Below are 22245 nucleotides of genomic sequence, written 5' to 3' on the forward strand. Positions count from 1 at the left end.
ACACAGTGCTGTCATTCCGCTGATGCGGACTAAACGTAAGCCAGGTTCATTTGTTCTGAGATAGCCTTCGACATAAGCACGGAACAGCTGCGCGCGATTGGGCGCCCCTTCCCTTCCGTCAGCCACTTGTAACAGAAGGGGATGCTGACCTTAATCAAATGGGAGGTCATCGTCGCTGATGTCTACAGGTTTGCCATCAAAGGGATCAGCATCCTGCGCACTTGGTTTTTCCTCTGATACTTCTGCGTCAATGATTTCTGGCTCAGACATTTCGTCAGTGATGTCAATGCGGTCTCGTGCCTCATCGTCCTCAATGACAGCCTTCTGCATTTCTACTGATAAGATGCCCCATTTGCTCAGAATTGCTTTCAAAACAGTTTTTAATGCCATTGCATCCCAATCGTTTTTCCAGCCGAAGTCCGACTTACTAAACTTCTTTTTATGCTTTTCAACTTGCGCCTTTGTCCAATACACTGTTTTCCGGAAACCGTTTAAAAGCTCAAAGTAAGCAGCGTAACCAATAACCGCATCTGATTCCCGTTTTTCAAAATCAATTTCTATTTCCTCAGTTAATGGGTTCCACTTTTGCAATTCTCCTTCATGGACCGGTATGCAATTGATGAATTTATACTGACCCGTACGTAAAGCCAACTGAATGTACCCTTTGTAACCAAGCTGAAATTGTGCACGGCCACCATACGGAACGATCCAGGCATAACCCAAGTTTTTATCCACTGGCAGATCAAGCGTAGCCGCCACCATAGCCGATGAAATTACGCTCATAGGCTCTGCCTTTTGGAGCATTTTTTCACCGTTGTAAAGGCTCAGAATTGACGCTGTGAATTGGGAAGCCCTTTTCCCTAGAACTTCTTCGAAACGATTCATGACTGCCGGAGAAGAAAGCAGACCTTTCATTGTTGTTCCTTGCTGTTGTGCTGGGGCACTGTTTTGTTTCTTCTGGATATTGCTTTTTAGCGATTGATTTGTAGCCATATTCAGCTAACCTCCTTGATTCCAAAGCGTCTAAATTGGACTTCTTTAGTGACTTTCTCGTATACGTCCGGAAACTGCTCTTTTAGTTTCTTAGAGTCGATCCGATTAGTTGAAACTGACTTCCAACTAGTTTGATAGTTTCCGATGAAGCCGTATTCAGCTTCCTTCATTTCGTGCTTAATCTGATTTTCTAATTCCTTCGCTTGCAATTGGAGTTCGTTTATCTGATCTTTAAGCTGCAAATATTGCTGAATGCGTGTTTTATTCGCTGAAGTGAGATCAACGACTCTACCGCCCTCTGCCTCGGCATAACGTTGCTTGAGATATTCTTCTGCTGCACTCGAACCATCAAGCACAGGGGCCTGTCCGCCCAATACATTTTCATTCCAAAATTCAATCTCAGCTTGAAAGATCATCGCAATGAGCTCATCATCACGCTCAATCTCTTTCCAAATGAATTTATTGCCGCCGATTAGGACAGCGAAGTATGCTTTTTTATATTCAGGCCCCAGCACTCCTAAATAGTGTTGAACCTGCACAATATAGCTGTCGGGAATCTCGTCATCTTCCCACTCTTTCAGGTTGTATGCCGACGTGGTTTTGCACTCCAAAATGGCTTTTTCACCAACAATCATTCGGTCAACATTCGCCAGTATAAAATCGTGCTTGGGATGCCTGAGCATTGCTTTTTTCCGTCTAACTTTTTTGCCGCTACGAATCTCAAACTCTTTTGCAACAACGTCTTCAAGAAGCGAGCCAAAGTATGCTGCTTCACTGCCTGATTCACTTACAGGTACTTGGCCTGTTTTGTCTAACCACAATTCAAACGGTGTTTGCCATTTGTTTATGCCTAAAATAACGGAAGCATCAGAACCGCCTATGCCCTTCCGTCGCTCAAGAAGCCATTCGTCCCGACTCATGTCCGCTGTCGAAGCGAAAACCTCTGCTTGCATCAGAGCAGCCCCACCTTTCTTTTGTAAGCTTCTGTTCCAAGCCGCTGCCATTCCCGATAGTGATCCATAGAAGGGAAACTAAACTGCGCCTTACCGTTTTTGGCGAATACAATAGAACCTCCAACCTGTCTTAAACGTTGCTGATCCTCCCCACGCTCGCTGAATGCCACTTTAACTGCTTTAGCCATGTATAAAACCTCCATTGATTTTCTTGAGGCTATCTGGTAGAATATTCTTACTTGAGTTTTCAGAAAGCCTTTAATTAAGTCCACTTGCCAGAGTGGGCTTTTTTAATGCTCATTTCTAAATTCAAAACCAAGATGCTCCTTTAGATAACGTTCAAGGTTTTCCCTCAAGATGACTTCACCCTCGGCACTATCTATCACGTAATCATCGAAAGGCGTCACTTCATCCCCGAAAAAATCCTTTTTCGTTTCCGGCTCAGTCAGCTTGTCGTGCCAGTTGTTTAGAATCATTGGATTTTCGATCATTCATAATCTCCTTTCTGTAATTTGCTGTGCGTTTATCCCAAATCAAGTACAGTTCGCTATGATTTCGGATTCTTTCACACCATGCTCTGACCTCCAACGCTGTTGCTGGTTTGTGGACAAAGTGAACCATCATCCCAAACACCTACTTATCACTGCCAAGTTGATGCCACGCTGTTGCATTTTCATAGCTGTTTCATATAAACGTCCTTTATTAGCCAGTCGGCTGATATCCTCTGTAAGAACTTTGATACTTCCAGCAAGACTGATCGCCTCTTCATAATCACCATCACGTAATGCCTCCGAAAGCATGATAGAGAGCTCTTCTGCTGATTCGATTTTTCTTTTCGCCGCATCTACATCTGACTTCAAAAACTGATTAGTTTTCATGCGAAAACCGCCTTCCTTTCTTCTTGTTTTGACATAGCTACCTGATCCATCAACGCTTTGCGGGTCCACCTATCGGCCAGCTCTTGCATGCTTAAACCGTGACTCCGCACTAATGAATAAATCAGCGTTTTATTTGCTGGGATCAGATCAAATATTTGTTTAATATCTCCCATCGGTAGATCGTTTGAACGGCCCGGTCGATCACTTGCCAACCATCGTGCCAACTGCTTAGTAGCCTGCAATGCTTCTTCAAGCTGATGAATCATATTTATTACTGCAGCGCTTGCGCTTTCATTTAATGCGGGATCAATCGGTGCAACCGCTGTCGGATGTAGCTTAAACAAGTAATGTACGAGATCAATATGTTCGTAGGCTTCGCAGGCTTCAAACCACTTAATGCACAACTCAGGTGTTAGCCTGCTAAAACCGTTTTCAACATCTGAGACATAACGCTGATCTTTTCCACCGATTAGAATTCCTATTTGATACTGTGCAAGACCTGCAGTCTTGCGGGCTTTGCGCATAATCTGCGGTAAATTCCGCAAATTGTATGGGTTGTTCTCCATATGTTTGCCTCCTGATATATAAGTTATTTATTGGTAAAATTTAATTAATGAAGGGATGGGGTTGTCCCTTGCTGCATCTCCCCAAAATTGTGGAGATCAGCTCACTCCTCAAAGTTGTGGAGTGAAGTGCGATTAAGCCGATTGAGACGACATGAATTTATTCACAAAATAAATCTGACCTTTACCGGTTACCTTTGGTGTGCGTGTGGTCCTGATAGAACCGTCAAGATTGCTTACAGTTCTTTTCTTGATTTCAAAAAGGCCCATATCCATACTGCGTTGGGTCGGGAGGTTAAATGATTCACCCTTTTTACGAATCAGATATCCATTGTCGCGCAACCATTGAAATAATTTGTTCGGCCCGATATCTACACCGTTTTGCTGAATGATTTTCGCTAATTCTCCAACAAGAACAGAGGACTCAGACGATTCAACCGCCTCAGCGAAAATCACTTTCGGTTTCATGGTTTCTATTTGCTTGCTTTGCTCTTTCATAGTGTGAAGAGTAGTTTTGAAAAGCAGCTTTATATGTTCATCAGCTTGCGGCAAATATGTTTGGATGAATAACTCGTCATTTGCAACGTAGCCGCCTGTTTTTCTGATTGCCGGGATAACTTCATGAGTGATCCAGCGTTTGAACTGTTTGGCTTCGGGTTTGCGGCTACTCAGAATTAAAGTGTAAAGCCCCGGCTCGTTCACAATATTTGTATTGCCTTGTCGACCTATGTTCAACATAGCCCGTTCGTCATTATCCAGTTTTGATACTGCTTGGGTGGCGTTTTTAATCCCTAGAATCTCGCAGACATCTTTTGCGACAAACCAAGGTTGTCCATCCTTTACAACTGTCCGAACCTGGTGATCTTGATAATTGAATACTTTTTGTAATTGATTCATTCGTGAACCTCCTTAATAGAGTTGTCATTCACTAAACGGAAATTTTCGTTCAGTAGGTCCTTTGCTATTGCGCTTGTTTCATATTTGCTTGTTCCTGTGCTTCGATCCACGCATCTATGTTGTGCTTAGTGAAGAAAATACGTGTGCGCACTCGGAAGTGTGGAATTTCTTTTTCACGAACCATTGTGTAAATCGTATCGTGGTGAACACCGAGGTATTCAGCAGCTTCCTGCACGGTCATTGTATTGCGTGTCATTTCGTAACCTCCTATGCTGTATTTGTCGTTTGAGTTTCTTGGACTTTCAAATTTAAAAAAAGCTCGTTTATATCACGTCCAAGTTTTTCAGATAGCTTAAATGCGATAGGCAATGTAGGATTTGATACCCCGTTCTCCCAGTTGCTTATTGTTGTCTTTTTGCAATTTAAAATCAAAGCTAATTCATCCTGGGTATAGCCTTTTGCCTTTCTAGCTAAAATCAAATTTTGGTTTTTCATTATTTCACCACCTAAAATCCAAGTTTGTTGAACTGTTAAGCTTAGTATAAATCCAACTTTCTTGGATGTCAACCTAAAAGTTTGATTTTTTTGGACTTATATTTATTTTACATTATATTGATGTACAATATATTTGAACTTATGTGATAGGTTGTGGTAGATAATGCTTCCTAAAAGATTAAAACAACGAAGAAAAGATTTGGGTTTAACCCAAACCCAACTGGCAGAAAAAGTTAATACGAAGAAAACTACAATCTCAAACTATGAGACTGGATACAGCACTCCTTCTAACGAAATGCTTAGTGATTTAGCAGACGCTTTACAAACTACAGCAGATTATTTACTTGGAAGAACGGATAATGATTCAATGACCGTTAACACTCCGGTTTCTCCAGACCTCATTAATGATCCGGATCTGCAAATAGCTTTTAAAGAAGCAGCAGATTTTTCTGAGGAAGCACGCAGACAAACTATTGACTTTATCAATTACCTGAAAGAGAAAGAAAAGGCGAAAGGTCGTAAAATTCCAAATTCATCTGATGAGTAAACAGAAGCAAAAAATAATTACATAACAAACACATTATTCTTTATTTATTATTATTGTTTTGTTTAGTTTAATTAATGCTGAACACTTCACCTCAAAATTTGAGGTGAACTATTCAGTTGAAATCATTTCAACCTCAAAAATTGAGGTGATCTTTGAGGTTATATTCTCTTTCAACCGCAAATTTTGAGGTGATCCGTTAAGTGAATTCACCATCTTACCCCCGTTAATATTATGAATCTATTAACATTTTTGGCAAAATCCTCTTGAATTTTTGGCAGTTTTAGTCGATTATTAATAAGTATTCTAATTTATGAACTGGGGGAATTAGGTTGAAAAAGTGGTTCGTTTTATTCATGTCTTTGGGACTAGCACTTGCGTTAGCAGCATGTAGCTCGACAGATGATGTCTCTACAGGGAGTAGTGATTCAAAAGACAAAAAAACTGAAGAGACTAAAGATGACGGCTCTAAAAAAGTCGATGCGAGTAAGCAATCTGCTGAAGTTCTCGGAATGAAAGTTAACTTGGGCGACGTAAAGATCATGAAAGACAAAATAAACGTTGGACTAAACATTGAAAATACTACCGACAAGGTCCTAACTTTCTATCCTGACCAAGGAAATGCAGTTATTGGCAGCATGCAGTTATCTGCAAACATGTTCTTAACAGATGGAGAAGTTGGTGGAGAAGTTCAAGGTGGCGTTAAACAAGAAGGAGTTCTTGAATTTACGGCTCCTGAAGGAAAAGAGATTGACGTTGATAGCGTTAAAGAAATCAAATTGAACTTTGGTGAAGTTATAACTGAAGACTTTATGAATAACAAAGCAGTATCAATCACAGTACCAGTTAAATAAGGAGATTTTGAAATGAAGAGAACAACTGAATTTGTTTTAGGTCTAATCGGGAGTATTTTTGGTTTTTTCGGAGCAATAATCGCTTTATTTGTAGGTGGAATTGATGCCTCTATTAATTCGACTGGAACAAGTGAAATTATTGGATTAGGTTGGGGCGCCGTGTTCCTATCAATTCTTGGTATTGTTGCCTCTATCCTTGTCAAAAGCAAACCTAAACTAGGTGGAGTTTTACTTATTATTTCTGGTGTTGGCGGATTAATATGCATATTCTTGTTCTACTTACTGCCTGCTGTACTTCTTATTATCCCTGGTATCATGGGACTCGTTAGAAAAGACAAATCTCAGACAACAGCAGCGTAACGAAGAGCCCTTCAAAGGGCTTTTCTTTCACACCAAAAACAGAACATACATTCCCATCAGGTGGTGCTATTATGACAATTCAGTTATCTCATCTAGAAGAAGAAGTAAAGAAGATTTATACAAAATTGAATATGTTTACTCCTGAAGAGGTTGACATGGAACGGATTGCGGCTGCTTTTCAGATTTGGATTCACTACGAAAGAAAAGGCAGCAGCATGTTTTGTATAAATGGTCTTTATAGCATGGTTTTGGATTCAAGGACTTCTCGTCAACAACAATGGGAGGACTTTGTACATGAGCTCGGGCATGTGATTAAACACTGCGGGAACCAATTCAATATGAATCGTATGTTCCGCCAGTTGCAAGAGTATCAGGCCAATAGTTTCATGTATCACTTTTGTGTACCGACATTCATGCTCGAAAAGATTTCGTTGCCGCGCATGCAATCGGAGGCTATAAAGTTAATTGGAGATACCTTTAACGTCACATACCCTTTCGCAGCTAAACGGCTTGAAATGTACAAAAGAAAACAGTTTTCTATTCTCTGGCATCAAAAGCTCTATCAACTAAATTAATAGAACAAGGAGGTAGCCACATGGCTAGTATTGAAAGACGCAGTGAAAAATCTTTTAGATTAATAGTCGAAAATGGTTATGACGCAAACGGTAAAAGAGATAGAAAAAAGAAATCGATTCGTATCGAAGATCCAAAAATATTAAAGTCTAAACGGAAATTACAGGAGTATCTAGAAGATCAGCTGCACCGTTTCAGAATTGAAGTAGAGGCCGGCGAGTATATTGCTCCTGAAAAAGCTACTTTTGAATCATTTGCGGAGAAATGGGTTGAAAAGAAACTCTTTAATAAAAGTGGAAAACCTTACTCTTATAAAGCATCTGAGAAACACTCAGGTCACTTACACAATCACATCCTCCCTGCATTTGGGCATAAACAAATAGACAAAATAAAAACACTTCACGTTGTTGATTTTATAGATGATTTATCTAAAGATGGAGCTCGAAAAGATGGAAAGCCTGGCGGGCTTGGTGATAGAACAATTCTTGATGTATTTCAAACGTTACAGGCAATGTTCAAGACAGCTACAGAAGAATGGAAACTCATTAAAGACAATCCTATGGAGGGATTAAGTCAGCCGCATGTGGAACCAAAAGAAATGCAATATTTTCAGACTGACGAAGCAGAAGAATGCATCCGGGTTTTGTACGAAATTGATATAAAATGGCGCTTGTACTTTTTAGGCGCAATGATTGGTGGGTTACGTCGTGGTGAAGGACTCGCCTTTCAATGGCACTTGGATGTGGATTGGGACAGAGGTGGCTTCTATGTAAATCGCTCAATTTCTAAAACAGTCAACGGGCAGCCGCTTGTAAAAGCACCTAAATCTCGTAGTTCCAAACGTTTTGTTAAAATGCCAGATTTCTATATGGAGGATTTAGCAAAGTATTATCGCATGTGGAAGAAAGAAAAACTTATGCTCGGTGATGCCTGGGAAGGTGGAGACAATCAATACATTTTTCACAGTGGCACAGGAAAGCCATATTACTACACCACCCCAACTGCAAAGTGGGCTAAAATAAAAAAGAAGTATGGACTTAAAGATATTAGGCTCCATGATCTGCGGCACACGATGGTAGCTCTACTTATAGAAGCCGGCGAAAATATGAGTGCAATTCAAAAACGTGCCGGTCACGCAAGCAGACGAATAACATCTGATATTTATGGCCACGTTACCGAAAAACTTGAAAATGAGACAGCTCAATATTTTGATCAATTTAACCCTAATTTGAAGGTGAAAAGCAACTAAATGACCCCAAAATAAAATTTTCGTCCCCAAATTGTCCCCAATTGCTTTTTTGGGTTATTGGCTCTGTTCCTGACAAACAAAAAAACCCTTATAGAATAAGGGTTTAAAGGTATGGAGCCAAGGGGGCTCGAACCCCTGACCTCTACGCTGCCAGCGTAGCGCTCTCCCAGCTGAGCTATGGCCCCGTATGTAACGTCATGTTTATTATAGATGATTTTTTTTTGAAAAACAAGCAGTTTCCTCTTGAATTGACAGAAAAAATAAGGCTCGGAAAAGAGCCTTATTTTTCGACTTACATCATGATCAAAAGTAAAATCACACCGAGAATAATTCGATAGATTGCAAATGGGACAAGTTTGATTTTGTTAATCAGCCTTAAAAAGAAACGGACGACAAACAGTGCAACCACAAAGGCACAGATAAAGCCGACGATGAAAAATGGCATCAGATCCGAGCTTAAGCTGTCCCAATGCTTCACGAGGCTTAGAAAACTGGCTCCCATCATGATCGGCATCGCCATAATAAACGTAAAGTCGGCTGCAGCTCGGTGGTTTAATCCTAGAATAACACCGCCGGAAATGGTTGAACCTGAACGCGAGAAACCCGGCCAAAGGGCAAGACATTGGAATAAGCCGACTGCTATCGCCTGTTTATAGGAAATGCGGTCGAGTGTGTCTGTCGCTGTTTTCCGCTTATTGACCCAGTCAGCAAAAAGCATCAGGATTGCCCCGGCAATTAAACCGATGGCCACAGTTTTAACGGAAAATAAATATTCATCAATGTAATCTTCAAACAAAAAGCCGAGAACAGCTGCAGGCACGAGTCCGACGGCAATTTGGGCAATGCTTAATTTATGTCCCTGCTCCTGGTCGCTTGTAATATTTTTTTTCAAGCCGAGTAAATTTAAAATTCGGTCTTTAAACACGATAGCTACTGCTAAAATGGAGCCTAGCTGAATAACCACCTTGAATGAGTTAGCAGCTTCTTCTGACATCAGATTACTTGATTTAAGCCAGATGTCATCTACTATGATCATATGTCCTGTCGAAGAAACCGGCGCGTACTCTGTTAATCCTTCTACGATTCCTAAAATGGCGGCTACAAACAATTCCCATAGAGTCATGATTTTGATTCTCCCCATTAGACATTTATTTTTTTACATAACGGGAGCTTCCCATAAATGGAAAGCCCGTCTTATATAACTATAAACGAAAATCACACTTTATGACCCGACGTATTTTCATTTTTTTCTTCATCGTATAAATGTGACCGCATTTTAAACCAGTCAAATAAATGTGTCGTAATGACTTTGGCAACCGCATAGCCGGGAATGGCAAGAATGATTCCAACAACGCCAAACAGCTTGCCGGCTGTTAATAGCAGAAAAATAATCGTGATCGGGTGGATGTGAAGGTTTTTTCCCATAATTTGCGGAGAGATCAGCTTCCCTTCAATCAGCTGAACAATGGTCCAAACGATCACCAGCTTAAGCAGCATGAGCGGCGATGTCACTATGGCAATGATAATCGCAGGCGTAATGGCAATCGTTGGCCCTAAATACGGAACGATGCTTGTGCAAGCCGCAATGACTGCAAGCAATGAAGCATAATCCAGCCCGATAATCAAATAACCGATAAACAGCAAAAACCCGATACAGAAGCTGACAATGATCTGGCCTCTGATATAAGAGCTTAACCGATGATTCATTTCGCTTAAGACTGTGTATGTCTGTTCTTTCAATTGCGTCGGAACAAACTTCAGTATGTAGACCGGCAATTTTTTTCCGTCCTTTAACAAATAGAAAAGGATAAACGGAACCGTAACGATTGAAATGATAATCTCAGTCAGGGCGCCGATAAAATTCCCAACGCCGGTAAAGGTGCTGTTCACAATTGTCGCTGCCTGATCTGAAACCTTTGTTGCGAGATCAGATATATTGATGTTCGTCGTTTGCTGGGCCTGATTGACGAAGTTGCTGCCGATCAGCTGTTTCGTCTGATTTTCAACGATATCCACATATCTTGGGATGTTGTCGATTAAACTCATAATTTGTTCTTTTAAGAAGGGAATGATCGACACGATTGTGATCGTGATCAGCCCGATAACCAATAGATATAGCAGCAATATAGAATAGATTCTTCTTATTCTTCTTCTCTCCAGAAAATCGACGACTGGGTTTAACAGATAAAAAACAATGCCTGTCAAAATAATCGGAAGTGATATCGTTTTGAGAAGAACAATAATCGGGGTGAAAATAAATGATGTTTTTGTAAATACTAGAATATTTAAACCAATCAGCAGCAGCACAAGCAAAAATAAAACAAACTTATTGTCCAAGAAGAATCGCTTGAATCTGCCGCTCCATGTTTGCAACGTCTCCACTATCGTTCCTCCGTCATACATAGTTTAATTAAATTGTACACTATCGTCCCTATAATGAAAAATAAAAACCGTTAATTGCTGGAAAAGCTTTCACGGTTTTAACATTCTATTTATATCTATCATGTGATTTTGTTCTTTTTAAGCTATAATTTAGCTATATCATGCAAAAGGAGCGATACGAGTGATACGTTTTGCAATAATAGGAACCAACTGGATTACAGACCGCTTTCTTGAGTCAGCAGCGGATATCGAAGATTTTCAGCTGACTGCTGTTTATTCAAGATCGGCTGAACGCGCTGGCGAGTTTGCTGCTAAACACAACGCTGCGCATGCCTTCTCAGACCTTCAGGAAATGGCGGCGAGCGATTGCTTTGATGCCGTATACATAGCGAGCCCGAACGCTCTTCACAAGGAACAAGCCGTTCTCTTTATGAACCATGGCAAGCATGTGCTTTGTGAGAAGCCGTTTACTTCGAATACAAAAGAAACAGAAGAGATGATCTCAGCGGCTAAGGCAAACGGCGTTGTTCTCATGGAAGCAATGAAGACCACTTTCCTGCCGAATTTCAAAGAGCTGAAAAAACACCTGCATAAAATCGGCACTGTCCGCAGATTTACCGCAAGCTACTGCCAGTATTCCTCACGATATGACGCGTTCAGAAGCGGAACTGTTTTGAATGCGTTTCAGCCTGAGCTTTCCAATGGGTCATTAATGGATATTGGCGTCTATTGTATTTATCCGGCTGTTGTGTTGTTTGGCGCGCCGAAGGATGTAAAAGCAAACGGATATGCTTTATCCTCCGGAGTGGACGGCGAAGGAACTGTCATTCTGTCTTACGACGGGTTCGAAGCCGTTCTGATGCATTCCAAAATCTCTACTTCCTATGCCCCGGCGGAAATCCAGGGTGAAGACGGGACGATTGTAATCGATACGATTCACCGGCCTGAACGTGTTGAAATCCGCTACCGGGACGGCCGCCTTGAAAACATCGCGATCCCTGATCCTAAACCGGCGATGTTCTATGAAGCAGAAGAATTTGTCACGCTTATAAAAGAGAATAAGCTGGAATCTGAAGAAAATACATTTGAACGGTCTTTGACCACCGCAAAAATTATGGAGGAAGCAAGAAAGCAAATGGGAATTGTATACCCTGCTGATCAAGCTTAAAAAAATCCGCACGCGTGCAAATGCCGCGGCGGATTTTTTATTAGACAATCGGAGAAGATGCCTTCCTTTTTAAAAGCACCTGTTGCTCATATTCTTTGATGTCATGAAGCCATGCCTCTTTTACCGGAACGCCCATTTGCTCACAGTAGGAATCCCAGATGGCTCCGAAAGGATATGTTTTGAATTCCTCCATCAGGGCCAGCCTTTCTGTATAGCGGCCCTCTTCCTGCAATTGTTTTAAATATCCGTTCGGGAGAAGCAGGGCATACAATAAAGCTTTGATCATATTTCTCGTTCCGATGGTCCAGGCGGCTACACGGTTAATGCTGGCATCGAAAAAATCCAGACCGATGGCGACCTTCTCAAGAGCATGATTTCGTACAATTTCAAGAGCGATTTCTCTCAATTCATCATCCAAAACCACTACATGGTCGCTATCCCAACGTACAGGCCGAGATACATGCAAGGCAAGCTTGTCTGTGTAAAGCAGCATGGACGAGATCTTGTTTGATACCGTCTCAGTCGGATGGAAATGGCCTGTATCAAGTAAACAAAGCTTATGATTCGTCAAAGCATAAGCTAAATAAAATTCATGAGATCCGACAACATATGATTCGGAGCCAAGCCCGAACAGCTTGCTCTCGATTGCATCAAGATTGTGTTGTTCACTGATCTCCTCTGCGAAGATCCGATCCAGTGATTCTTTTAGTCTTTTACGCGGTGTCAGCCTATCACTCGGGATATCCTTATAGCCGTCGGGAATCCAAATATTCGTCAAGCAAGGTGTTCCTAATTCTTTCCCGAAGTATTCCCCGATACGGCGGCAAGCGATGCAATGCCTGATCCAAAATTCTCTGATATCCGGATCAGGGTGTGAAAGGGTGAGTCCGTCAGCCGCTTTCTCATGCGAAAACAAGGTTGGATTAAAATCTAAACCGAGACCAAGGTTTTTTGCCCATTTCACCCAGTTTTCAAAATGCTGCGGCTTCAATTCGTCACGTTCTACCGCTTCCCTGTTTGTTTCTGCGTATATCGCATGCAGGTTTACGCGGTGCTTTCCAGGAATGAGAGAAAGAGCCTTCTCCAAATCTCTTCTTAATTCTTCAGGAGTTTGCGCTTTTCCGGGATAATTGCCAGTCACGTCAATTCCGCCTGAAAGCTCGCCCTTATTTACTTCAAAGCCTTCAATGTCGTCACCCTGCCAGCAATGGATCGAAATGGGCACTTGCTCTAATTGCCGAAGCGCCTCTTCAACATCAATTCCCCATTTTTCATATGCCTGTTTTGCACTGTCATAATTGGCTTTTATGGTCATACGGCTCTCTCCCTTTATCAGTTTTTTAATCCAAATAAAAAACTTCCTTTAGATCTATCGAAACAGGACTGAAATCCGAATTTGTTTTCATTAATGGCGCCATCGATTTCCACCATCTTCGGCAAACTTCCGTGTCCGCCATCTTTCTCCATTTCTCTTCATCCTCTATTTCTAAATATGCAAAAAGCCTGCCTGTTTCCTCGTCTAGAAAAATGGAATAATGGTGTGCTCCATGAGCTTTGAGTGCTTCTGCCATCTCAGGCCAAATGTCATCATGCCGCTGTTTGTATTCTTCGTACTTGTCTTGATGGACAAACATGATACTGGCTTTTCTTTTCAAACCTTTTCACCTCTTCATCATTTAGATAGCGCTTTCAAAACAGTTTGCTGAAATGACTGAATGATCGTGCTTCTGTCAATGTCTTTAGGTGTAAACACTTTGATCGGAAAGGAATTTCTGACGACTTGCCGGGCTTCTTTTATGTCTTTGACTTCTTTGGCAGCAATCATTTGCATCAAAAGATTTCCGGTGGCAGTTGCCTCTATCGGCCCTGCATATACCGCTTTTCCACTCATGTCTGCCGTTAATTGATTTAAGAAATCATTCCGGGCTCCGCCGCCGATGATATGAAATTGCTCGATCGGTTTTTCTGTGATTGTTTCGAGCTCTTTGATGGCTATCGCATAGATGATGGCTAAATTGCTGTAGATGCAGCAGGCAAGTTCGCCTGCAGTGCGAGGAGTCTTTTGGCGGGTTTGTCTGCAATAATGTTGTATTTCCTTTATCATGTTTTCTGGATTCAGGAAACGTTTATCATTTAAGTTTATAAATTGCTGGAATGGTTCTGTTTTTTTGGCTTCTTCTGCAAGCTGCTGGAAAGAGTAATCTGCTTGTAACTGTTGTCTGACTTCTTGTATCACCCACATGCCGATAATGTTTTTGAGAAAGCGAATGGTGTTGTTTGCGCCGCGTTCATTTGTATAGTTGTTTTCTAAAGCAAGATCAGTTATTATCGGTGTTTTGTTTTCAACCCCGATTAACGACCATGTTCCGCTGCTGATATACGCCCAGCCATCATTTATTCCTGGCGCTGCAATGACGGCCGAGGCCGTATCATGTGTTGCGACTGTCATCACCTTGCACGCCGGGAGATCATAATCCGGGAACCACTCATTTCTTAGCTTCCCGAGTTCACACCCCGGTTCAGTCAGCGGGGCAAATTGCTGTTCCTGAACGGACACGGCTTCAAGCAATTCAGGATCAAGATTTCCCGTTGAGGCGTTTAAAAGCTGTGTTGTGGACGCATTTGTGATTTCCGTTACAGCTTTTCCGGTTAAACAATAGCCTAAATAATCAGGAATCATCATAATTTTGTCTGTCTTTATCAGCAGCTCACGGTCTTCCTCATACAATTGATAGATCGTGTTGAAAGGCTGAAATTGTATTCCTGTTTTTTGATAAATTGCGGCTTTTGAGAGGGTATGTTCCAGTTTGTCTATTGTGTGATCTGTTCTTCTATCACGGTAGGAGATTGCTTCCCGCAACCGATCGCCTTTTTCGTCCAGTAAGACATAATCAACTGCCCATGTATCAATGCCTACGGTGCAGTGTTCATACCCAAGCGTCTTTACTTTTTGCAGTCCTTGCAGGATTTGTTTTAGCAAATGATCAATATCCCAAAAGCAATGCCCGTCTCTTTGACTGAAACCGTTAGCGAACCTGTGAATCTCTTGTATGTCAAGCTTCCCTTCATTCAGTTCACCTACCATGATTCTCCCGCTTGATGCGCCTATATCAATGGCAGTATAAATCATTCTTTCACCCTCTCTTCGAAAGAGGAACAGCTGTCACCTTCACCTTTTTGTCCTCAAGAGCTTTTACCGATGCCGGATCAAGTCCAGAATCCGTAATAAGGCGGCTGACATCTTGCAGCGAGGCGATATGTGAAAACTCGCGGTTCCCCCATTTGCTTGAATCGGCCATCAAAATGGTCTGGTCCGACCTTTCGATCATCCGTTTTTTGAGCAGCGCCTGCCACTCATTTGAATCACTCATCCCGTTGTGTACGTCAAATCCCTTACATGACAGAAAGGTTTTATTGACATGATAGGTCTCAAGTGAACGCTCTGCTAACGGGCCGGCAAACGATAATGATTTTTCCAGCAAAATGCCGCCTGTTGAAATGACTGATATGTTTTCTTTATTGCTGAGTTCAATAGCTGCTTTCATTGAGTTTGTAATCACGGTGAGCTCAATGTCAGGGAGTATTTTCGCCATGTACCAGGCAGTTGTGCTTGCATCGAGAATAATTCGGTCTCCGCTTTTTACATATTTGGCCGCTTCGTGAGCGATGGCTTTTTTTTCGATGACATTCGTGATTTCCCGTTCAGAAAAATGAATTTCTGATTCCTTCTGCTGAATACTGACCGCTCCTCCGTGGCTCCGGCTCAGTTTATGTTCTTTTTCAAGCTTTTCAAGATCACGCCGAATGGTTTCCTCTGTGACTGAAAATATGTCACTTAATTCGGAAACGCGGATGCTTGAACGCATATTTACTATTTCCACTATTTTTTGCTGCCGTTCTGCTACTAGCATCGGTAACGCCCTTCCTCATATCGTAGTCCGTCTTTTATTTTTTATCATAGCATATTTCTAACGCGTAAAAGCAGCAGGGACGCCGCCGTCTACCGTGATCATGCAGCCCGTTGTTTTTTCGGCTTTAGAAGAAGCGAAGAATGCAATGGCTTCGGCAATATCCTCCGGGTAAATATTGACGAGCAATGCTGTCCGTTTCCGGTAATGTTCCTCCAGCTGATCTGGTTCAATCCCGTACGCCGCGGCTCGTTCCTCCCGCCAGCTTGAACCCCAGATTGCCGATCCTTGAAGAACCGCATCAGGCAAAACAGAGTTGACCCTAATGCCGAATTCTCCGCCTTCTGCAGCAATGCATCTTGCTAAATGGGTTTCAAGCGCCTTAACCGAGCTGTAGGCAGAGGCGTTTTTGCCCGCATAAACCGAATTTTTCGATCCGACAAATACCATGCTTCCGCCTCTATTTTGGTGTTTCATCTGTTTAAACGCTTCACGGGCTACAAGGAAATAGCCTGTTCCTAAAACATTCATATTAAGATTCCATTCTTTTAGACTTGTTTCGTCAAATGGGCTTGATGTGGCCAGCCCGGCATTATTGACGACGATATCAATGCCGCCGTAAGCAAGCGCCGCTCGTTCAAAAGCTGATTGTACGTCTTCCTCCTTTGTCACATCCATTTTGACAGCCATTGCCCGTCCTTCTCCGTATGCATCGTTTATTTCCCCGGCAATTTTCTGTGCACCTTCTATATTCAGATCAGCTACGATCACGTGCCCTCCCTCAGCTGCAAATCGGCGGCATGCTGCACTGCCGATTCCGCCGGCTCCTCCAGTTATCAACGCTACTTTTCGGGAAAATTCTGCTTCCGGCGGGGCCAGCGTGAGTTTATATAGTTCGAGCGGCCAATATTCGACATGGTAGGATTCATTTTCATGTAAAGAAACAAATTGCCCCAGAGCGGTTGCTCCTTTCATCACGGCGATGGCCCTCCGATATAAAGCCCCGCTTACTTTAGACATGGCATAACTTTTTCCTGTATTCACCATTCCGATTCCAGGAATCAATATCACCCGCGGGGCGGATTCAAAGATTTGATCCCCATCCTGCTGATTGCGTGTAAAGTAAGCCTGATACTCTGATGTAAAGGTCTCGACTCCTGACTTGATCAGATCTGCAAGCTTGTGCACATCTTGAGTTTCCGGATTCCAATCAATGTACAGCGGAACCCGTTTTGTGTGAACAAGGTGATCCGGGCATGCCGCACCGATTTGCGAAAGTGCTGGCGCTTGGACACTGTTTACAAATTCCAAGACATCGTCATGATCATCATAGGAAAGGATCATTTTCTTTTCTTCACTTACTGCTCCTCTGATCACAGGCATGATGCCTGCCAAGATTTGTTTTCTTTTATCCTCCGGCAGCGGCTGATACCTTTTGCCTCCGAATACCTCATGCTGATTGATACGATCGTTAACATACTGCTCGGCTTCTTGAATGATGGATATCGTTTTTTGATAACATGTTTCAGACGTCTCTCCCCAAGTGACTAAGCCGTGTTTCTCCATTAATATAAGCTCGGCGTGGGGATTGTTTGCTACGCCTTCAGCGATCATTTTAGACAAAGTAAATCCAGGGCGAACGTATGGCACCCATACAAATCGGTTTCCGTAAATGTCTTCAGCGATTTGTTTTCCATTATCTGCACAGCATATGCTGATAATCGCATCTGGATGGGTATGGTCAACATGTTTGTATGGCAGAAAAGCGTGTAATAGCGTTTCAATTGAAGGGCGGGGATGTTTGCTGTCTATCATACAATGAGACAGGTAGTCTACCATTTCTTCATCTGGCATTTGGTCCCTTTTAATCAGCGGGCGGATATCATCTAATTTCAAACCGGTAAAGTTATGCGTTTTCATTGTTGCCAAATCCGAACCGCTTCCTTTTACCCACATGACTTCTATTTCACGGCCTCTAAAATCCTTTTCCGTTGTTTTCATAGATGTATTCCCCCCGCCCCAGTTGCAGACAGTGCGGTCTGACCCGATCAAATTGGACCTATACACCAATTCCTCTACACCTTTAGGCAGCTTTGCAGCTCGGTCTGAATCCCATATATGCTTCACCATATTTGATATTCCTCCATCCCCTTTTATTTGTATCCGTTTTCATTATATATGATTTCTGTTTGTTTTTGAATTGTTTTTGTTTATTTTTGTTTTCGACAAAAAAGAAAGCAGCAGATATGCCGCTTTCTCGTTTCATTATGATTCAATTTTAAATTTCTTCGTAATGCCCTGAAGTTCTTCCGCCATGTTTGCCAACGTTTCCGCTGAAGAGCTGATTTCTTCCATGGACGCAAGCTGTTCTTCCGCCGAAGCTGCGATATCCTGAATGCCTGCTGAGCTTTCTTTCGCCACCGCAGAAATATCTTCAACAGCACTTGACACTTCCTGTGATCCGGCTGACAGTTGTTCAACCGTCTCGTTCAAGTTTTGCAATTCGCCAGAAATTTGGGTTGTCATCTCATAGATTTGTTTAAAGCTTTCCGCTGTTTGATCCGTAATCTGCAAGCCTTCTTTCACTTCATGATTCACGGATTGGAACATCGAAAGTGAGGTGCTGATTTCCCTGACAATCTCTTGAATTAATCCTTCAATTTCCTTGGCTGAGTCTGCTGATTGTACAGCAAGTTTTCTAACCTCTTCCGCAACTACTGAGAAACCTCTTCCGTACTCTCCCGCTCTTGCCGCCTCAATCGCAGCATTTAATGCAAGCAGGTTGGTTTGATCAGCAATGCCATTAATCACATTCAAGATGCTTGTGATGTCTTGCGATTTTGTTTCAAGACCCTTTACAACCGCTTCCGCTTTTTGAACGGATTGGTCAATTGTTTTCATCTGGCCGACTGTATGCTCCACCAGCTTTTCTCCGCTGCCCGCTGCCTCAGAGGACTGAATCGATGATTTCGTAATGGTTGAAGAGGCCTGAGCCACTTTTGAAATCCCCTCGTTCATTTGAGAAAGATGATTTGAGCTTGTTTCCAGTTTCTCGCTTTGTGCCTCGTTGCCATCTGAGAACTGTTCGATGGCAAGTGTAATATGTTCAGTTGCCTTGCTTGTTTGGGCTGCGCTTGCTGTCAGCTCCTCAGAAGATGAAGCAACTTTTTCTACAGACGTTTGAATAACGCCGATTACAGAACGCAATGATGCAGACATTTCATTAAAGCTTTCGCCAAGCTGGCCAAACTCGTTTTTCGAGTGAATGTCAATGACTTCTGTGAGATCTCCGCTGCTGATTGTTGCAGACGTTGAGACAAGTTTTCTTAACGGCTTGGTGATGGCACGGATAATATAGAGTTTGAGTATGCCGCCGATTACAATTGACACGCATAGAATGATAACCGCAGTGTTCAGCACCGGACTTGAAGCATCTTGCAATTCACTGACAAAATATGTGCCTGCGATTTTCCAGCCAGTCAGTTTATTTGTCGTAAAGGCCATTTTCTTTTCTTTGCCTTCGAATGTATATTCAAATGAGCCTTCTTTTTTGGAATATACTTGGTTTGTCCAATCGCCGGAACCGGTTGTCCCCGGCTTAATGGTCGGATGGGCGATATATTTTTTGTTGCCTGTCGTAATAAATGCAAAGCCTTCTTTACCGATTTTGATTCTTTGTGATGCAGTAAGCACTTCATCCAGGTTTAAATCAAGCGCTATAACCCCTGAACCGTCTTTTAATTGTTTTGAAATTGTGACAACGATATCTCCTGTCGCTTCATCAGTATACGGTTCTGAGAAAACAGCTTGTCCTTTTTCCGCAACCGCCTGTTTGTACCAGTCACGTCCTGTCGGATCGAAACCTTTTGGAACACCGCTATCCGGATATTTATAAAGCTTCTTATCTTCTGAAGCAGCATAGATTGCGCCTACATCGTCGTTAAGTGTCGTGTACTGCTTAAATTTCTCTTTCAGTAATGTTTTGTTTTTGCCTAGCAATATGTCTTTATCGACTGTCTCACTATAATAATCTATTGCTTTTACTTTATCTTCTAATTTATTTTGCAGCGTACTGTTTAGTTCTTCAACATTTCCCTTCGCACTGCTTATAAGCTCTCTGTCTAACGCGTTCCAAGCTGATTGATAACTGAAATATGCTAAAACCCCAACCGGCAAAATAAGCACTGCCAGAAACGCAGCGATTAGCGGTTTGCTGATCGATGGCTGTTTGATCCATTGTATGAATTTTCCCATTCTTGTTGACTCCTCCTTTAAGATAAATCTAATATAGTCAAACTAGGATAAAAGGTTTAATAAAAAAACTAAAAAAAACACCCAAGCGCAACAAGCTTGGGTGTTAAGGGTTATTATTCGATTTTGAATCGTTTGGTCATATCGCGAAGCTCTTCCGCCATAGACGAAAGGGTCTCTGCAGAAGAGCTGATTTCTTCCATGGAAGCAAGCTGCTCTTCGGCTGACGCCGCGATATCTTGTATATGCGCTGAGCTTTCTTTTGAAATCGATGCAATGTGCTCAGACGCTCCCGAAACTTCTTCGGAGCTGGCAGAAAGCTGCTGAACCGTCGCACTCATATTTTGCAGTTCGCCGGCGATTTGGTTCGTCATTTCAGAAATGCGCTTAAAGCTCATTTCTGTTTTATCTGTGATGTCAAGGCCTGTCTGCACCTCTTGATTGACAGATTGGAACATGCCGAGTGATGTATTGATTTCCTTCACAATTTCGATGATTAATCCTTCAATCTCTTTTGCTGAATCTGCTGACTGTACTGCCAGTTTTCTTACTTCTTCCGCTACAACGGAGAAGCCGCGGCCGTACTCGCCTGCGCGCGCTGCTTCAATTGCTGCGTTTAAGGCAAGCAGGTTCGTCTGGTCTGCGATGCCGTTGATCACACGCAAAATGTTTGTAATATCTTTCGATTTCGTTTCCAATCCGCGTACGACTTGCTCCGCTTCTTTAACGGACTTGTCAATGACATTCATTTGGCCGACGGTTTGATGAACAAGCTTGCCGCCTTCACTTGCAATTTCTGTCGATTGAACAGATGAATCAGTGATCACTTCAGAAGCTTGAGCCATATTCGTCAACCCGTCATTCATTTGATAAATGTGCTCTGCTGCCGTTTCAATGTTTTCGTTTTGTTTTTCATTGCCGTTAGAAAATTGTTCAATCGCCAATGTAATGTGCTCTGTTGCCTTGCTCGTTTGCGCAGCTGATGCAGTGAGCTCCTCAGAGGAAGCGGCAACATTATCTACCGAATCCTGGATGGCGTGTATGAGAGAACGAAGTGACGACGCCATATTGTTAAAGCTTTTGCCGAGCTCGCCCAATTCATCTTTTGAACGGATATCAATGGTTTCCGTCAAATCTCCCTCGCTGATCCGCTTAGAGGAACCGACAAGCTGTTTCAGCGGTGTTGTAATCGACCGAATGATCAAAGTCATGACGATAATCCCTATGATAATAGCTGCGGCCAAGACAATTAAAGCAAGGTGAAGGACAGGCTGGGCTGCCTCATGGATTTCATCCAAATACATGGTGCCGCCGATCTTCCATCCCGTCAACTTGTTTGTGTCAAAGGCCATTTTTTTCTTATCGCCGTCCATGGTGTATTGAAAATCGCCTTTATCAGCGTTCAGCATCTTATCGAGCCAGTCGCCTTTTAATTCAGTTCCTGATTTTTCATTAGGATGAGCGACAACTTTTTTGTCCTTCGTCATGATAAATGCGTAGCCTTGTGTGCCGATGTTGACTTTTTTGGTTGTTTTCAACAGATTTTCAATCGTCATGTTGATTGCGATAACGCCTGAACCATCTTTTGTCTGCTGGGCGATTGTCACAACCATCGTATTTGTAGAAGCAGTTTTATAAGGATCTGTCACAACGACTTTTCCTTTATTCGCAACCGCTTTTTTGTACCAGTCGCGTTCAACCGGATTATAGCCGCTTGGCATCGGAAGATCCGGATAGCGGGTAAAGTGCCCTTTTGTGTCGCTTGTATAAATGGATTCTACATCCTTGTTAAGGCTGATATATTGTGAGAATTTCTCTGCAATGCTTGCATTGCTTTTTGCATTGTATTTCTCTTTTGTCAGCCATTCGCTGAAATAATCAGCACTGTTTTCTTTTTCGCCGATGCTGGTGTTGATGATTTCGTTTAATTGCTGTACATTTTCCAATGCGCTCCCCATCATCTGTCTGTCGAGTGAGCTGCTAGCCGATTGATACGCAAAGATCGCCAATATGACAACCGGTATGATGAGGATCGACAGAAAGGAAACGAGAAGCTTCCGTGTAATTGATCTTTGTTTTATGAGTTGGAGTATTTTTTTCATCATTCATTTCTCCTTTTTTATGCTACCCTTCATATCGGCTGGAAATGGGTAAATATATACAGCAAAAAAGAAGAA

Annotated in this window: 24 protein-coding genes and 1 tRNA gene; 6 read left to right on the top strand and 19 right to left on the bottom strand. The window is 42.4% G+C overall.

What is annotated here, in order from left to right:
• Positions 1 to 150: 150 nt before the first annotated feature.
• From NSQ09_RS00005 to NSQ09_RS00045, 9 genes are all read right to left on the bottom strand, one after another.
• Positions 151 to 993: a recombinase RecT gene (locus tag NSQ09_RS00005; RefSeq protein ID WP_341030231.1), complete on the bottom strand. Its 843-nt coding sequence runs from the start codon at positions 991 to 993 to the stop codon at positions 151 to 153.
• 2 nt (positions 994 to 995) lie between these two features.
• Entirely contained in the window at positions 996 to 1946 is a 951-nt protein-coding gene (locus NSQ09_RS00010; protein ID WP_041057275.1) for a YqaJ viral recombinase family nuclease, read from the bottom strand.
• Positions 1946 to 2134, bottom strand: coding sequence for a hypothetical protein (locus NSQ09_RS00015; protein WP_041344346.1), 189 nt, complete (start codon positions 2132 to 2134; stop codon positions 1946 to 1948). Before NSQ09_RS00015 ends, NSQ09_RS00010 begins: the two co-directional genes overlap by 1 nt.
• A 102-nt stretch (positions 2135 to 2236) precedes the next feature.
• Entirely contained in the window at positions 2237 to 2437 is a 201-nt protein-coding gene (locus NSQ09_RS00020) for a YqaI family protein (protein WP_015382933.1), read from the bottom strand.
• A 129-nt stretch (positions 2438 to 2566) separates the two neighbouring features.
• Positions 2567 to 2824 carry a YqaH family protein gene (locus NSQ09_RS00025; protein ID WP_033884313.1) on the bottom strand — a complete coding sequence of 86 codons (258 nt, stop codon included), beginning with the start codon at positions 2822 to 2824 and terminating at the stop codon, positions 2567 to 2569.
• The gene (locus NSQ09_RS00030; RefSeq protein ID WP_121591656.1) at positions 2821 to 3390 is read right to left on the bottom strand and encodes a helix-turn-helix domain-containing protein; all 570 of its coding nucleotides are present in this window, start codon (positions 3388 to 3390) and stop codon (positions 2821 to 2823) included. The genes NSQ09_RS00025 and NSQ09_RS00030 overlap by 4 nt, the downstream gene beginning before the upstream one ends.
• A gap of 132 nt (positions 3391 to 3522) precedes the next feature.
• Positions 3523 to 4284: a phage antirepressor gene (locus tag NSQ09_RS00035; RefSeq protein WP_121591655.1), complete on the bottom strand. Its 762-nt coding sequence runs from the start codon at positions 4282 to 4284 to the stop codon at positions 3523 to 3525.
• A gap of 64 nt (positions 4285 to 4348) precedes the next feature.
• Positions 4349 to 4540: a helix-turn-helix domain-containing protein gene (locus NSQ09_RS00040; protein WP_010329848.1), complete on the bottom strand. Its 192-nt coding sequence runs from the start codon at positions 4538 to 4540 to the stop codon at positions 4349 to 4351.
• Between the two features lie 11 nt (positions 4541 to 4551).
• Positions 4552 to 4779 carry a helix-turn-helix transcriptional regulator gene (locus NSQ09_RS00045; protein WP_010329849.1) on the bottom strand — a complete coding sequence of 76 codons (228 nt, stop codon included), beginning with the start codon at positions 4777 to 4779 and terminating at the stop codon, positions 4552 to 4554.
• Positions 4780 to 4942: 163 nt separating this feature from the next.
• Between NSQ09_RS00045 and NSQ09_RS00050 the strand changes: the two genes are divergently transcribed.
• The 5 genes from NSQ09_RS00050 (at position 4943) to NSQ09_RS00070 (ending at position 8359) form a co-directional block, all read left to right on the top strand.
• Entirely contained in the window at positions 4943 to 5326 is a 384-nt protein-coding gene (locus NSQ09_RS00050) for a helix-turn-helix domain-containing protein (RefSeq protein WP_072565180.1), read from the top strand.
• Between the two features lie 329 nt (positions 5327 to 5655).
• Complete coding sequence (locus NSQ09_RS00055; protein ID WP_033884321.1) at positions 5656 to 6177, top strand: hypothetical protein; 522 nt, start codon at positions 5656 to 5658, stop codon at positions 6175 to 6177.
• Between the two features lie 12 nt (positions 6178 to 6189).
• Positions 6190 to 6537 carry a DUF4064 domain-containing protein gene (locus NSQ09_RS00060; RefSeq protein WP_072565182.1) on the top strand — a complete coding sequence of 116 codons (348 nt, stop codon included), beginning with the start codon at positions 6190 to 6192 and terminating at the stop codon, positions 6535 to 6537.
• 71 nt (positions 6538 to 6608) lie between these two features.
• Entirely contained in the window at positions 6609 to 7112 is a 504-nt protein-coding gene (locus NSQ09_RS00065; protein WP_072565183.1) for an ImmA/IrrE family metallo-endopeptidase, read from the top strand.
• A gap of 20 nt (positions 7113 to 7132) precedes the next feature.
• Positions 7133 to 8359: a tyrosine-type recombinase/integrase gene (locus NSQ09_RS00070; protein ID WP_063334566.1), complete on the top strand. Its 1227-nt coding sequence runs from the start codon at positions 7133 to 7135 to the stop codon at positions 8357 to 8359.
• A gap of 112 nt (positions 8360 to 8471) precedes the next feature.
• Here NSQ09_RS00070 and NSQ09_RS00075 read toward each other — a convergent pair.
• From NSQ09_RS00075 to NSQ09_RS00085, 3 genes are all read right to left on the bottom strand, one after another.
• Positions 8472 to 8544: transfer RNA gene (locus tag NSQ09_RS00075), tRNA-Ala, on the bottom strand.
• Positions 8545 to 8651: 107 nt separating this feature from the next.
• Positions 8652 to 9482 carry an undecaprenyl-diphosphate phosphatase gene (locus NSQ09_RS00080; RefSeq protein WP_014477785.1) on the bottom strand — a complete coding sequence of 277 codons (831 nt, stop codon included), beginning with the start codon at positions 9480 to 9482 and terminating at the stop codon, positions 8652 to 8654.
• Between the two features lie 92 nt (positions 9483 to 9574).
• Positions 9575 to 10741, bottom strand: coding sequence for an AI-2E family transporter (locus tag NSQ09_RS00085; RefSeq protein WP_341030245.1), 1167 nt, complete (start codon positions 10739 to 10741; stop codon positions 9575 to 9577).
• Positions 10742 to 10922: 181 nt separating this feature from the next.
• On the opposite strand from NSQ09_RS00085, the gene iolU reads away from it, so the two are divergent.
• On the top strand, positions 10923 to 11909 hold the full coding sequence (gene iolU / locus NSQ09_RS00090; protein WP_017695496.1) for a scyllo-inositol 2-dehydrogenase: 987 nt from the start codon (positions 10923 to 10925) through the stop codon (positions 11907 to 11909).
• Positions 11910 to 11949: 40 nt separating this feature from the next.
• Here iolU and rhaA read toward each other — a convergent pair whose 3' ends face one another.
• The 7 genes from rhaA to mcpA all read right to left on the bottom strand — a co-directional run bounded on the left by rhaA (position 11950) and on the right by mcpA (position 22173).
• Complete coding sequence (gene rhaA / locus NSQ09_RS00095) at positions 11950 to 13224, bottom strand: L-rhamnose isomerase (RefSeq protein ID WP_017695497.1); 1275 nt, start codon at positions 13222 to 13224, stop codon at positions 11950 to 11952.
• 25 nt (positions 13225 to 13249) lie between these two features.
• A complete protein-coding gene (gene rhaM / locus NSQ09_RS00100; protein ID WP_014480666.1) occupies positions 13250 to 13564 on the bottom strand; it encodes an L-rhamnose mutarotase in 315 nt (104 codons plus the stop codon).
• Positions 13565 to 13581: 17 nt separating this feature from the next.
• On the bottom strand, positions 13582 to 15039 hold the full coding sequence (gene rhaB, locus NSQ09_RS00105; RefSeq protein ID WP_003228920.1) for a rhamnulokinase: 1458 nt from the start codon (positions 15037 to 15039) through the stop codon (positions 13582 to 13584).
• 4 nt (positions 15040 to 15043) lie between these two features.
• Positions 15044 to 15820, bottom strand: coding sequence for a rhamnose catabolism operon transcriptional regulator RhaR (gene rhaR / locus NSQ09_RS00110; RefSeq protein WP_009968057.1), 777 nt, complete (start codon positions 15818 to 15820; stop codon positions 15044 to 15046).
• 57 nt (positions 15821 to 15877) lie between these two features.
• A complete protein-coding gene (locus tag NSQ09_RS00115) occupies positions 15878 to 17947 on the bottom strand; it encodes a bifunctional rhamnulose-1-phosphate aldolase/short-chain dehydrogenase (protein ID WP_014480667.1) in 2070 nt (689 codons plus the stop codon).
• Positions 17948 to 18082: 135 nt separating this feature from the next.
• A complete protein-coding gene (tlpB, locus tag NSQ09_RS00120; RefSeq protein WP_341030248.1) occupies positions 18083 to 20071 on the bottom strand; it encodes a methyl-accepting chemotaxis protein TlpB in 1989 nt (662 codons plus the stop codon).
• Between the two features lie 113 nt (positions 20072 to 20184).
• Positions 20185 to 22173, bottom strand: coding sequence for a methyl-accepting chemotaxis protein (mcpA, locus tag NSQ09_RS00125; protein WP_438800802.1), 1989 nt, complete (start codon positions 22171 to 22173; stop codon positions 20185 to 20187).
• Between the last annotated feature and the right edge of the window lie 72 nt (positions 22174 to 22245).

Source organism: Bacillus sp. FSL W8-1202 (genome assembly GCF_038006165.1).
Taxonomy (GTDB): Bacteria; Bacillota; Bacilli; order Bacillales; family Bacillaceae; genus Bacillus; species Bacillus subtilis.